We start from the raw sequence: 10,346 nt of genomic DNA, 5'->3' as shown, positions 1-10,346 counted from the left end.
GCTTCGCCGTGCGAGCGCGATCCTGGTTTCGTGAGTTCCGAGAAATCGCACTGATGTGTGTCGTCTACAACATCAAACGTGCTGTGAAACAGTGAAATCTACCGCCTTATGGCGATTCAACACAGCCCTTCGAAGTGTACGAGGCCCGTGAGAACGGTCTTCCTGACTACGACGGTGGCATCGTCACCCACGAGTTCCTCCGGTCGCTCGCAGAATATCTCGAACCGGACGAAGAATTCGACATTCAGACAGCCGGATTTACCAAGTGCCGCTTTCCCGTGCTGGCGAAGCGGTACGTCATCCGCGACGGTGAGGTCCTGTACGCGGACCTCAGTTCCCCCGACCCGATCGACGAGTAGCGTTGTTCGTCCCCCGGGAGGGGCGCGGGGCGATCCAGTCGTGGGTCGTCCTGTGAGGTGATTGTTCAATGGGCCACCGCGTACTCGTTGCGTACGAACGCACAGACGGACAGTACACGCTCCACTACTCTCATTGGGGTGCAGCGAACCTGAAGCTCAAGCACCGAATCTCGGCCGAAACACCGTTCGGTGGCGACGACACCGACTCAAAGTGGGCGAAACAGCTGCTGGCGGAACTGGCCGATGGCCTCGAGGCAGATGCCGTCGACAGCTACCTCGCCGGCGAAGACTGCCCATCGACGGTCGTCGAACCGAAGCCCCGCGCCACCGGGCTCACGCTCGAGGAGATTATCGCTGACCATCTCGACTACCTCCATCACGAGGCGTTCTTCGTGGTGTCGACGACATTCGAGGTAGCCGCCTACCGGACACTATGGTTCGGCCTCCAGTACGACTCAGAGACGGTCGACCACGGCGAGACAGTCGGGAACGGCGCGCTCGCGACCGTTCGGTGGCACGACGGCGAGCCGGTCGGCGATGGCCATCTGAAGGGGCAGTTCCGGGCACTGAAAGACGTCGTTGGCGATATGGTCGACAAGGGTGTGTTCACCCAGTCGACGGCTCGCCAGTACCTCAAGCAGAAGCTCGGCGAGTGGATCGGAAAGCGTCAGGAGTTGCGCATCCCGAGCGGTGAAGCCCCGTCTCCGGACGCGACACTCAGCCGCTCGTAGGGCGATTTGCGTCGAAGCAGATGGTGGTTTTTCTGGGGCAGAAAGAACTGAGCCCCACCGTAGGCTCGTGATTTGATGCCCGAGAAACCAGACGACGATCCATTCCACGATTGCGAGTTAGATCCCGACGCAGTCCTCGGGACACGCACCTTCCACGATGTCCTGTTCACCGACGATACCGAGACGCCGGTAAACGTGCTCACCGGCGAGACGCCCGCACATTCGCAGGCGAGCGTCGAGGAAGCGAAGGCGTTCGCTGCGAGTATCGACACGGACACACCACAAATCGCGCTCCCGGCCTCTGTCGAGACGCAGGTCGAGACCCAGAGCAAGCCCTACACCTCAGCTGCGTTCTTCCACTTCAAGGCGACCGGGTCGCTCGAACGACACCGTGCCTACCACGCCGCGTACGACTCGGATGCGTTCACCGTCGACTTCGAGGCCGACTACGCGTCGGGCGATCTAACCATCACAGTCGGCCGAGCGAACGAGTCCTAAGAATCGACCGCTAGATCAGGTTTTTCGAGCGCCGGCGATGGGTGCCGGCGCAGCAGGAGCGAGCGAGCAACGACTCCCGGTGCGTCGGCGCTTCGAGGTGTTCGAGATGCACATGGTCATTTACAGTCTGGTAGAAGCATCGACAGAAGACGAAGCACTATCCACCGGAAAGACGGTGTTCGACCGCCTGGTCGGCGCGGACCCACACGCTGGCGCCGTCTTCGACTACCACGTGACGTTCGATGAGGAGGACACGTCCGTTGCGGGGAAGGCGCGATGGGGTGAGTTGCCAGCTGCAGCCCCCGTCGACTCCGATGACGGCCAAGACCTGCTTGAGCGTGGCTGGGAGGCAACGAAAGAGGAGTTCGAGCGGAATCTCGAACGGGTGAGGGAAGCACTTGACGAACTCTCCGACGAGGAAATAATGCGCGACGAAGATCTTGCTCGGCACGCGTTCCACCAAGTCGGTGCGTACGACGGGCCGACGGTGTTCCTGTACAACGAGTACGCGAACGGCATCCGCCATCGCGAGCAGCTGGATCGAGTGCTGGAGGAGAGCGAGGAGCTCTGGATCGTGCCCGCCGACGTCCATTTCTAAAGAATGTCCCGGATCACAAATTGGAAGCGCGAGAGTCGCACACCCACACTCGCATACCGGAATACCGAGACCGGCGCTCGGGCTGTCCTACACCGAGCACCGGACTCGTACCGCTACAAATGGCGTGGCGCAATCCTCGTCGACGGCTACCCGGTGTGGTCGCGGGGGTACGAGACAAAAGACGCGAAACCGTTCCGTGACGAGCTCCGGAAACGGCCAGCGCCCGAACTGAGTTGTCCCGAGTGTCCGAACAGCGATGTGGCAATCGGCGGAAAAACGGCTGACGGCGCGAAGGTTCAGCGTTGGTTCGAGTGTCGGAACTGTGGGTACGAAGCGCCCTCAAGGATTGTGTACGGCGCCGAGCGCTGAGGGACATTCCCGCCTTTACCGTGTTAAATATCGGTTTCGTCGAGAACTTTTCTATCGGAGTTGTTTCGCTGGTCTTCCAGCCAAGTGCCGATATCTGCAGGAGACTTACTATCAAGTGTTCTATTTAATGACTTTGCACGAGAATTGAATGCCTTCTGTTGGAGATTGAACTTGTCCTCGTTATTCTTTTTGAACGTTACCAGCACAAGCGCGATGTTGTGTTCGTCACCGGCAAAGTACCCAGAAAACGCTCTCGCACCGCTACCATTTCTAGGGGACCATTTGAACTGCCATAAATCACTCTGCAGCGGTTTTGCAAAAGCGGCCTCAGGGCGCCAAGCATCAAGAAAATCCGTGATTTGGTTTTCCAGCCGTGTCGCCATATGATTCCCCATCGCATCAAGATTCGCTAGAGCTGGCTCAAAGAACACGACGTATCGTCGGCCCATCTATACGAACAGCAAGCAAACAGGAGTGATAAAGGCGAGTGTTAGAATTCGGCCTCAAACTCGTCTTCGTCAGGCAGCATCTCAAGTGCCTCCTCAGGAGAAACAGCTTCAGGAGACTCATTATCGGCTTCGTCTCCGGCTTCTCCGGCCGTGGGAGCGGACATACAAAGCCATACACAGTGTGGTCTGATAAACCTTTGCCGGTAGTACAGCACCAATTGACATCCCTCACGGCGAATGACGTTTATTTGTGGGCCGGGATGGGTGGCCCACCTCAATCGGGCCAGATCCACAGATGAGTCTGGAAGTCATCGATCGACACAGCGAAGCACTGTTCGAGTTCCTCTGGTGTCCGGTCTGCGGGCACGAGGTATTCAGTCACATTCTCTTCGAAGGGGTGTTCTGCAAGAACTGCAACACGCAGGTCGAACTCCAAGAATCCCGAGAGACGCGCGGCTACGAGGAGGCCGTCCTCGCCTGCTTCGACACCCACTCAACGTGGAACCTCCACGTCGACGAGAAGCTCCGTCGCGACCTACCCGATGGGTCGGCACGGGTGAAGATCCTCGGCGCACCGGGTGCCTACGAGGTCGACTGGTGGAGTCCAGCACCCGGCGATGACTGGCAGCCGGTCGAGCGTGGTGAATTCGATGAGGTCGACGAACCAGACGATATCTCCCATCTCGCGTAGGGGCAAGCAGTCCCTGTGACTGTTTTTCACCCCCTGAGGGGTGCGGGGGTGCTCGAACGAGTAGCTCCCGAACAGACCGATGGGTAAACCTAGCGACACACACTCGATTGAACAGACACACCCAGCGAGCGACTGCGACATCGCCTACGTCGGGTATCGGCAGCGCGGGCAGGCTATCGTCGAGAAACGTCCCGACCAAGAACGGCTCACGCCAGAGCGGAGTCTCGCGCTGGTGAATCACAGTCCCTCGGGATTTGAATGGGGATATGGTGGGAGTGGTCCGGCGCAACTCGCGCTCGCACTCCTCCTTGATTACACGGATGACGAAGCGTTCGCTCTCGACCACTACCAGGCATTCAAAACCGAGGTCGTGAGCCAGCTGGACTGCGCTGGGTCTGGTGAACGGTGGCGACTCACCGGACCCGAGATCGACGCAGTCCTTCACGAAACACCCGGCGAGCCGGTCGCACCGTCCATCTGAACTAATCACCGAGAGTAACCATGTCAGAACACACCCCACCATCTCGTGCAGATGACGAATCGGCTGAATCGAATGAACAGACGACACGAACGGAGTACGTCGAACGCAGTGACGTCGGCGTCTCCCTCACCGTGAAGCTTACTCGCGGGACTGGCACCCGCGATCAGGACAAGATTACGGCCAAAGTGAAGGGCAAGACCCTCGAAGACGCTCGCGAAGACATGGAAACCCTCCGCGAGTATATCCACGACCTCGCTGAGGATACTCGCCAGATCCAACCCGAGGAAGAAGACGGGTAACGGCGAGGGCTGTTTTTTGTCGCCTCAGCAGTGGCGGAGGCGATTATCAGTGAGCAATCCTGACGGTCAATCAACTGACGTAAGCGAGCTTTCACCAGAACAACGGCTCGAACCCCCGAATACGCGACTTCTCAACGCTGGTATCGTGACGATCAACGATATGGAGACGTTGCGAGCCTGCGTCGCCTACGAGAACGCGAATCAGCAACGAATCCCGATTCTTCGCCGGCTCAAAGATCGGGCCAGCGAAATCCGCACAGAAGACGATTGACACAGCACTCGGGGGTGTCTGTCGGAGCGTCGGTGAAACCTATTCCAGAACTACACATGGGCTATGAGGGTAGAGGAGTATGACATCTAGAACTGATCTCCTGGACTCTCCCCAACTTCCAGCCAGTGAACGCCGATAAGCTCCGTCTCAACCTCTTCGCGCTTGTGCTGGGCGTCGTGCTCCCCCAGTTCCGAGTACGAGAATAGCAACGCATCGTGCCGGTTTCGCCGGTGACGATACAGCCGTGACTTGAGATTCGAACTCTGCCCGATGTACTCCAGCGGCGGTGCCTCGCCCTCGCGCCAGATCCGGTACAGCCCATCGTCCGTCGGAATCGACGTGTCCGCGTCTGCCAGCGGCCGCGGAGACGACCACAAGAGCCCCATCCAGTCCTCCGAGAGCACGTCGCTGCTCCGGCTCCAATCCAGCGGGCCGACACCGTCCTCGGTGTTAGACTCCGTCTGGCCCGGTTCGAGCGGCCCGCCGCGTTCCTCGCCGCTGCGGTACGTCGACTGCCGGTAGCCGTCAATAATCCGGCCGAAGTTCGCCGTCGGACTCTCGCCCATTTCACGGCGGTAGACTGCGATTAGCGCGTCCTCGAACGCCTTTCGGGATTGCTTGTCCTCAGCGAGCGTCGGCGTCGTGACCGACACCTCCAGTTTCTCGGCCTCCTCCTGCTGGACAGCCCAAAGACATGGTGCCGCGGTGTGTGGATCGCGATAAGGCATTTCCTCGGCGAACACCCCATGGGCGAGCGCACGGACTCGACCACGGACGCTGCGCCCAGTCTCGCCGATATACTCCAGACCGGGGCGGGCGGGGTGGCGAACGCGGTAAAGCCCCTCGTCAGTAGAGAACGTGGATAGATGGTCCCCGCCGGGGTCGAGAGTCCCCCAATTCGACCACTCTACGCCGAGCCAATCTGCGGCGTAAAACCTAGATTCGTTCATTATACCACGACAGCGTCTCACCCATCCGTAGTCCCTCGGTTGGAATCCCGACGTCGACGGGCTCGTCGTGGAGCAGCGGCAGGAGTTCCTCGTAGTACGCCTTCCCAGCGTGAATAACGAGAGTGTTCCCCTCCGCGATCAGGTCGCGCTCCCGTAGCTGTCCGACGACAGTTCGGCTCCACTCTCGTCGCTCTTCGACGCCAGCGTTGTTCAGCGTCTCGTCGTAGGGCTCGATCGGCGAGCCGTCTGGATCAAGAACGTTGTACTTCGCCGAAAGCACGTACCACACATCGTGGTTCTCCTCGACGTAGCTCCGGGCCTTCCGGAACAGCGCGGAGGGCTCGTAGAGTTCCCTCGGCGTCGACGCCGAGTCCTCCTTTGCCTTCGTACAGCTCACCAACCCAATCTCCATACACCACCGGTCCACCGTTACGGGAAAATACGTTCCGCCTTGTGAATAGAAAGCCATCAGATGCAGCTAATCGATCTTCTCACACGCCCTCCGCTTCGTCATCGACGAGCATAATATCCACTCCGCGCCGGCGTAACACAACGTTCTGTTTTTCGAACCCCCGGAGAGGGCGAGGGCTTCTCCGAAAGCTCTCAGCCTGAGGTGAGTTCCTGTGAGTCAACAACAGACAAACAACGTCTCAATCGACGACATTCCGATCGATATCGACAACACGCAATCAGGCGAGGTCATTCCCACCGACATCCCCGACGAAATCGAATCCATCACCCGTGGACTCGCCGGTGAGCAGCCACCGACGAATCCCCTCGTCGTGCTGAAAGCGGCTCGGTGGTGGTACATTCACGGCAAGGGCGGCACCGATCCCGCCTTCCAGTGGGCTATCGAGTGGGCACGACACCTCGCGACCGACACCCCCAGCGACGTTGACCACTTCAACGCGTTCCTCGAGTACCTCGTCGCGATCGGCTTCGCTGACGAAAAAGCAGCCCTCCGGTGACCGCTACCGCGAGTTTTTTGTGCGCCCCCAAGGGGTGCGGCGCGTCCTGAACCGACGCAATCGCCGTGAACTCGATTCGGTGAATACAATGGCTACGACCAGTGACCCGTCGGTCTCCTTCGACCAGACCGACACGCGATCAAACGAGATGAACAGCACCATCGAAGCGTGGATTGACGAGCTCGTGGCTGGCGTCGACGAGGCACAGGCCAGCGACGAGTTCCAAGAGTGGCTTGACGTCCAGAGTCGCTTCCATGACTACTCGTACCGGAACACGCTCCTCATCAAGCTCCAGCGTCCCGATGCGACGAAGGTTGCGGGCTACAATTCCTGGCGGAATGAGTTCGACCGCCACGTCCAGGAAGGTGAGTCAGCCATCTGGATCTGGGCGCCGATCATCACCAAGCAGTGCCCGGAGTGCGAGAACTCGCCGAGCTACCACGAGCAAAGCGACTGTGAGTACGACGAGACGCCACCCAAGGAGTGGTCCGAGGGGCTCGTCGGGTTCAAGCCCACGGCTGTGTTCGACATCTCACAGACCGAGGGTGAGCCGCTTCCCGAGCTGGAGACTGAGGCGACTGGCGATGCCGACGACCTCGTGCCCGCACTCAAGGATGCAGCCGCTGAGATTGGCATGACAGTTCGTATCGTCGACGCTGCCAAGTGGGAGCATGGCGACGCCAAGGGCGTCTGCAAATACCGAAGTACGCGTGATCTCCAACCCGTCGTCGAGGCGAAAGCCCGCTCGAATCAGGCCGACCTCGCCGTGACACTCATCCACGAGTTCGCTCACGCCCTACTCCACGCCGATGTCACCGACGAGACTGAGCGATCGAAACGCGAGGTTGAGGCCGAGGCAGTCGCGTACATCGTCGGGCGGTATTTCGGACTGGATACGAGTGGGTCCGCGTTCTACTTGGCCGCGTGGCAGGACGACGACGCAGACGCGATTCAGGAGCGGCTTGGTCGAATCGGGTCGACCGCTGAGGAGCTCATCGAAACCGTCGACGAGTAACGAGTTTGTGTCTCTCCGGCAGACGAAGTTACAGAGGTTTCTGCAGTAGTGTGTTTCAGGAGTTGTTTTTCTCGCCGCGAAGGGTGGCGGCGTGACTGCACTCGTCACGTCGGACAGACCCAGACTAATCCATGTCCGAACAGAATTCAATCGAGGCAGAAGAGACAGTCCGAGGCGAACACGAACGAGATGGATACGCCCCTGATGGCGGCGTTGTCGCTACTGTTCCAACGACCACGACCCTCGGAGGAGATGTGCAGCAGCCGACGGTTGGCGATGACGAACACCAGGAGGACAGCGATCCCCGTACCGAGCGTGCTCGAACTGAGGAGATGGACGTCTCGTTACTCAGGAAAGGTGGTGTCTACGAGGTGCAGTCGGCGTCGGGGAACACCTACGAGGTCGACGTCGCGAGTAAGACGTGTACGTGTCCAGATTTCACGAAGCGCCAGCCGAGCGGTGGCTGTAAGCATCTACGGCGGGTCGACATCGAGATTCGGAGCGGGAGCGTCCCCCGTCCCGATGGACGGCTTCCTGCGACAGTAGACGTGACGGAGCAGCTTTCGGAGCGGATTCTCGAACTAGAGCAGGAAATCGACGAACGAGAAGCCCGGCGGAGGGAACTCGAAGCAACAGTGGCGATCCTCGAAGAGCTCTCGATTCGATAAATACCCAGATTAACCAACAGCACTAAGATTCCAGTGCCAGTGTTGGTTAACACGCCGTGATCCATGTCTTACTCGCCACCATCCCCACCGCAAGAAATCCCCGACGACATCGTGGAGATGCTCAATGAGCAATCACCAGAGGTGCTCCAGCATATCGCCCAGTACGCCGAGGGGCTCGCCGAACATCGCGAACGCGAAGCCCGACTGGCCGAACAGGACGAGGAAGAACAGATCGAGGAGCGACCGGAAGATCGTCCGGACGACGTCCCCTCGAAGGCTACAATCACGATCAAGGAGATCAACGACAACCGCTACTACTATTGGCAGTGGCGGGAAGGCGAGAAGGTGCGCTCACAGTACAAAGGACCGGTCAGTCCAGACGATTAGCTAACCTGGTTCTCTCGAGAACAACCCCCCTAATTCGAAGTGAGCTTGTTCACTTCTCAGAAGATTTGACACCCCTGATTCGGAATGAGCTTCAGCAGAAGGGTTCTAGATAGAACGAACCCTCATGATGCTTAATCAAATCTCGTAGGTACCGTTGTGAAGTTCTGAAAGCCGTTCATCGCTCTCTACAACTGCCTTCATCACTACATCTTTGTCCTTGATAAGCTGGTGTTCCAGGTAGACACCCTGTTTGTGTCCGCCACCGACCTGATGTGACTCAGAAATCCCCATTAGCGCGAGCGTGCTGAGAATTTGGCTCACTCGATCATATGAGAGAGGATCAGCACCGACGTCGCCACAGGTCGTCTCGTATTGACTGTAGATACCAGAGGTGCGGAAGCGGCGATTATTCGAGCCAGTCAAGCGACCGAGAGTGTAGAGAACGAGTTTAGACTGGGGTGAGGTGCTCTCGATCGTCTCCTTGACTCGATTAACCTCTGCACGCTTGACTGCTTTGTCGACATGTTCTGGACTAACGACCTCTGCATCGGCGTCGTCAGCGATATCACCAGCAATCCGCAAAACATCGACTGCCTTCCTTGCATCACCGTGTTCATCCGCCGACCGGTCGGCAGTCTCGGTTATGACGCCGTCTTGAACAACACCATCATGGAACGCGTCTCGTCGATACTCCAGGATCTGCTCGATCTGATCGCTTTGGTATGGTTCAAAGACGAAGTCCGTTGTCCGCATCGAACTCTGAACGCGTGCGTTGAGTTTTTGTCCAAAATCGATGTCGTTGCTGATAGCAATGATTCCGATATAGGCGTCGGTGTGACCAGCTTCTCGAGCCCGCGAGAGTTCATGGAGGAGCCCCTCAGCGTTATCAACCATGTCGATTTCGTCAAGGATGACAATGAGCCCATCGTAGTACTCGTCAATGATGTCGTAGGCGTAATCGTAGTACTCGGCGGAACCTAAACCGATACGAGGGATATCTATATCAGAATCAGATTTGTCGCTTAGCGCACGAGCGATTGTTCGGGCCACTCGTGTTTCGGTATTATTCTTCTTGCACTCAACGTAGACGCTAGCAGCGGGAACGTTACGTGCCGTGGCAGTATCAACGAGACGGTCGGACACGTGACGGCTGACAAGTGATTTTCCAGTTCCGGTTTCCCCATAAATGACGACGTGGTTTGGTTGTGATTCGTGAATGAGGTGTCGGATTTCTCCAGCAACCGATTGGATTTCCGTGTCACGACCGACGATGCGATCAGGGCCAGGAACTGTTCCAATTGAGAGTAAATCTCGATCTGCCCAGATATGAGTTGAAGAACCGTCTTCATCGCCTTCCCGAACGAACAACGGGTCATTTGCCGGGTCGTTCGAGTCTTGTCGTTGGATTTCCTCCGAGGTCGACGAGATTTCAGAAGCAGAACTGCCCTCCCTGTTTGTATCGAAATCATCCAGCTGCTGGTCCGTGATAGACGAGTCACCTCCACCATCTGGTTCCTCGTTGTCTGTCATAGATTCATCCTGGGAAGGAACCCACTTAGTCGTTACCCCCCTAGTTCGGAATGAGATTCATTGGATATCGGTGCTAAACAGC

General features: G+C 58.1%; 17 protein-coding genes and 2 pseudogenes. 14 read left to right on the top strand and 5 right to left on the bottom strand.

Annotation, left to right across the window (positions count from 1 at the left end; genetic code table 11):
• The 6 genes and pseudogenes from LPA46_RS12230 to LPA46_RS12205 all read left to right on the top strand — a co-directional run.
• Positions 1-95: pseudogene (locus LPA46_RS12230) on the top strand (IS5/IS1182 family transposase); the annotation flags it as partial.
• Between the two features lie 33 nt (positions 96-128).
• A pseudogene (locus tag LPA46_RS12225) lies at positions 129-359 on the top strand (hypothetical protein); the annotation flags it as partial.
• 68 nt (positions 360-427) lie between these two features.
• Positions 428-1,090: a DUF6735 family protein gene (locus LPA46_RS12220; protein ID WP_230892724.1), complete on the top strand. Its 663-nt coding sequence runs from the start codon at positions 428-430 to the stop codon at positions 1,088-1,090.
• A 75-nt stretch (positions 1,091-1,165) separates the two neighbouring features.
• A complete protein-coding gene (locus tag LPA46_RS12215) occupies positions 1,166-1,588 on the top strand; it encodes a hypothetical protein (protein ID WP_230892723.1) in 423 nt (140 codons plus the stop codon).
• A 106-nt stretch (positions 1,589-1,694) separates the two neighbouring features.
• Complete coding sequence (locus tag LPA46_RS12210) at positions 1,695-2,186, top strand: hypothetical protein (RefSeq protein ID WP_230892730.1); 492 nt, start codon at positions 1,695-1,697, stop codon at positions 2,184-2,186.
• A 3-nt stretch (positions 2,187-2,189) separates the two neighbouring features.
• On the top strand, positions 2,190-2,555 hold the full coding sequence (locus tag LPA46_RS12205) for a DUF7568 family protein (RefSeq protein WP_230892722.1): 366 nt from the start codon (positions 2,190-2,192) through the stop codon (positions 2,553-2,555).
• Positions 2,556-2,578: 23 nt separating this feature from the next.
• Here LPA46_RS12205 and LPA46_RS12200 read toward each other — a convergent pair whose 3' ends face one another.
• Entirely contained in the window at positions 2,579-2,986 is a 408-nt protein-coding gene (locus tag LPA46_RS12200; RefSeq protein ID WP_230892721.1) for a hypothetical protein, read from the bottom strand.
• 59 nt (positions 2,987-3,045) lie between these two features.
• The gene (locus tag LPA46_RS18855; protein ID WP_255409719.1) at positions 3,046-3,168 is read right to left on the bottom strand and encodes a hypothetical protein; all 123 of its coding nucleotides are present in this window, start codon (positions 3,166-3,168) and stop codon (positions 3,046-3,048) included.
• Positions 3,169-3,299: 131 nt separating this feature from the next.
• Here LPA46_RS18855 and LPA46_RS12195 point away from each other — a divergent pair, with 131 nt between their 5' ends.
• The 4 genes from LPA46_RS12195 to LPA46_RS12180 all read left to right on the top strand — a co-directional run bounded on the left by LPA46_RS12195 (position 3,300) and on the right by LPA46_RS12180 (position 4,746).
• On the top strand, positions 3,300-3,695 hold the full coding sequence (locus LPA46_RS12195) for a DUF7567 family protein (protein ID WP_230892720.1): 396 nt from the start codon (positions 3,300-3,302) through the stop codon (positions 3,693-3,695).
• A gap of 79 nt (positions 3,696-3,774) precedes the next feature.
• Positions 3,775-4,176 (top strand): DUF6166 domain-containing protein, encoded by a 402-nt coding sequence (locus LPA46_RS12190; protein WP_230892719.1) that lies wholly within the window; start codon positions 3,775-3,777, stop codon positions 4,174-4,176.
• Between the two features lie 20 nt (positions 4,177-4,196).
• Positions 4,197-4,475, top strand: a complete 279-nt coding sequence (locus tag LPA46_RS12185) for a DUF7389 domain-containing protein (protein WP_230892718.1) — start codon at positions 4,197-4,199, stop codon at positions 4,473-4,475.
• Between the two features lie 49 nt (positions 4,476-4,524).
• Positions 4,525-4,746, top strand: coding sequence for a hypothetical protein (locus LPA46_RS12180; RefSeq protein WP_230892717.1), 222 nt, complete (start codon positions 4,525-4,527; stop codon positions 4,744-4,746).
• Between the two features lie 86 nt (positions 4,747-4,832).
• Here the strand turns inward: LPA46_RS12180 and LPA46_RS12175 are convergent, their stop codons facing one another.
• Both LPA46_RS12175 and LPA46_RS12170 read right to left on the bottom strand, forming a co-directional pair.
• The gene (locus LPA46_RS12175; RefSeq protein WP_230892716.1) at positions 4,833-5,696 is read right to left on the bottom strand and encodes a GIY-YIG nuclease family protein; all 864 of its coding nucleotides are present in this window, start codon (positions 5,694-5,696) and stop codon (positions 4,833-4,835) included.
• Positions 5,683-6,108 carry a DUF6884 domain-containing protein gene (locus LPA46_RS12170; RefSeq protein WP_230892715.1) on the bottom strand — a complete coding sequence of 142 codons (426 nt, stop codon included), beginning with the start codon at positions 6,106-6,108 and terminating at the stop codon, positions 5,683-5,685. The genes LPA46_RS12175 and LPA46_RS12170 overlap by 14 nt, the downstream gene beginning before the upstream one ends.
• Before the next feature lie 211 nt (positions 6,109-6,319).
• Here LPA46_RS12170 and LPA46_RS12165 point away from each other — a divergent pair, with 211 nt between their 5' ends.
• The 4 genes from LPA46_RS12165 (at position 6,320) to LPA46_RS12150 (ending at position 8,734) form a co-directional block, all read left to right on the top strand.
• Positions 6,320-6,664: a hypothetical protein gene (locus LPA46_RS12165; RefSeq protein WP_230892714.1), complete on the top strand. Its 345-nt coding sequence runs from the start codon at positions 6,320-6,322 to the stop codon at positions 6,662-6,664.
• An 88-nt stretch (positions 6,665-6,752) separates the two neighbouring features.
• Positions 6,753-7,679, top strand: coding sequence for an ImmA/IrrE family metallo-endopeptidase (locus LPA46_RS12160; protein ID WP_230892713.1), 927 nt, complete (start codon positions 6,753-6,755; stop codon positions 7,677-7,679).
• A gap of 131 nt (positions 7,680-7,810) precedes the next feature.
• Positions 7,811-8,347: a hypothetical protein gene (locus tag LPA46_RS19000; RefSeq protein WP_330166336.1), complete on the top strand. Its 537-nt coding sequence runs from the start codon at positions 7,811-7,813 to the stop codon at positions 8,345-8,347.
• A gap of 63 nt (positions 8,348-8,410) precedes the next feature.
• Positions 8,411-8,734, top strand: coding sequence for a hypothetical protein (locus LPA46_RS12150; RefSeq protein ID WP_230892712.1), 324 nt, complete (start codon positions 8,411-8,413; stop codon positions 8,732-8,734).
• Positions 8,735-8,869: 135 nt separating this feature from the next.
• On the opposite strand, the gene LPA46_RS12145 is transcribed toward LPA46_RS12150, so the two are convergent.
• Complete coding sequence (locus LPA46_RS12145) at positions 8,870-10,264, bottom strand: Cdc6/Cdc18 family protein (RefSeq protein ID WP_230892711.1); 1,395 nt, start codon at positions 10,262-10,264, stop codon at positions 8,870-8,872.
• Positions 10,265-10,346 lie beyond the last annotated feature (82 nt).

The organism is Halobacterium sp. KA-6 (genome assembly GCF_021029015.1).
Taxonomy (GTDB): domain Archaea; phylum Halobacteriota; class Halobacteria; order Halobacteriales; family Halobacteriaceae; genus Halobacterium.
This window is presented reverse-complemented; position numbering and strand designations above follow the sequence as displayed.

Excerpts from the sequence above, each read along its gene's own strand:
- LPA46_RS12195 (WP_230892720.1), top strand. The coding sequence starts at position 3,300 with ATGAGTCTGGAAGTCATCGATCGACACAGCGAAGCACTGTTCGAGTTC.
- LPA46_RS18855 (WP_255409719.1), bottom strand. The coding sequence starts at position 3,168 with ATGTCCGCTCCCACGGCCGGAGAAGCCGGAGACGAAGCCGATAATGAG.
- LPA46_RS12190 (WP_230892719.1), top strand. The coding sequence starts at position 3,775 with ATGGGTAAACCTAGCGACACACACTCGATTGAACAGACACACCCAGCG.
- LPA46_RS12205 (WP_230892722.1), top strand. The coding sequence starts at position 2,190 with ATGTCCCGGATCACAAATTGGAAGCGCGAGAGTCGCACACCCACACTC.
- LPA46_RS12215 (WP_230892723.1), top strand. The coding sequence starts at position 1,166 with ATGCCCGAGAAACCAGACGACGATCCATTCCACGATTGCGAGTTAGAT.
- LPA46_RS12210 (WP_230892730.1), top strand. The coding sequence starts at position 1,695 with ATGCACATGGTCATTTACAGTCTGGTAGAAGCATCGACAGAAGACGAA.
- LPA46_RS12185 (WP_230892718.1), top strand. The coding sequence starts at position 4,197 with ATGTCAGAACACACCCCACCATCTCGTGCAGATGACGAATCGGCTGAA.
- LPA46_RS12145 (WP_230892711.1), bottom strand. The coding sequence starts at position 10,264 with ATGACAGACAACGAGGAACCAGATGGTGGAGGTGACTCGTCTATCACG.
- LPA46_RS12220 (WP_230892724.1), top strand. The coding sequence starts at position 428 with ATGGGCCACCGCGTACTCGTTGCGTACGAACGCACAGACGGACAGTAC.
- LPA46_RS12160 (WP_230892713.1), top strand. The coding sequence starts at position 6,753 with ATGGCTACGACCAGTGACCCGTCGGTCTCCTTCGACCAGACCGACACG.
- LPA46_RS12175 (WP_230892716.1), bottom strand. The coding sequence starts at position 5,696 with ATGAACGAATCTAGGTTTTACGCCGCAGATTGGCTCGGCGTAGAGTGG.
- LPA46_RS12150 (WP_230892712.1), top strand. The coding sequence starts at position 8,411 with ATGTCTTACTCGCCACCATCCCCACCGCAAGAAATCCCCGACGACATC.
- LPA46_RS12170 (WP_230892715.1), bottom strand. The coding sequence starts at position 6,108 with ATGGAGATTGGGTTGGTGAGCTGTACGAAGGCAAAGGAGGACTCGGCG.
- LPA46_RS19000 (WP_330166336.1), top strand. The coding sequence starts at position 7,811 with ATGTCCGAACAGAATTCAATCGAGGCAGAAGAGACAGTCCGAGGCGAA.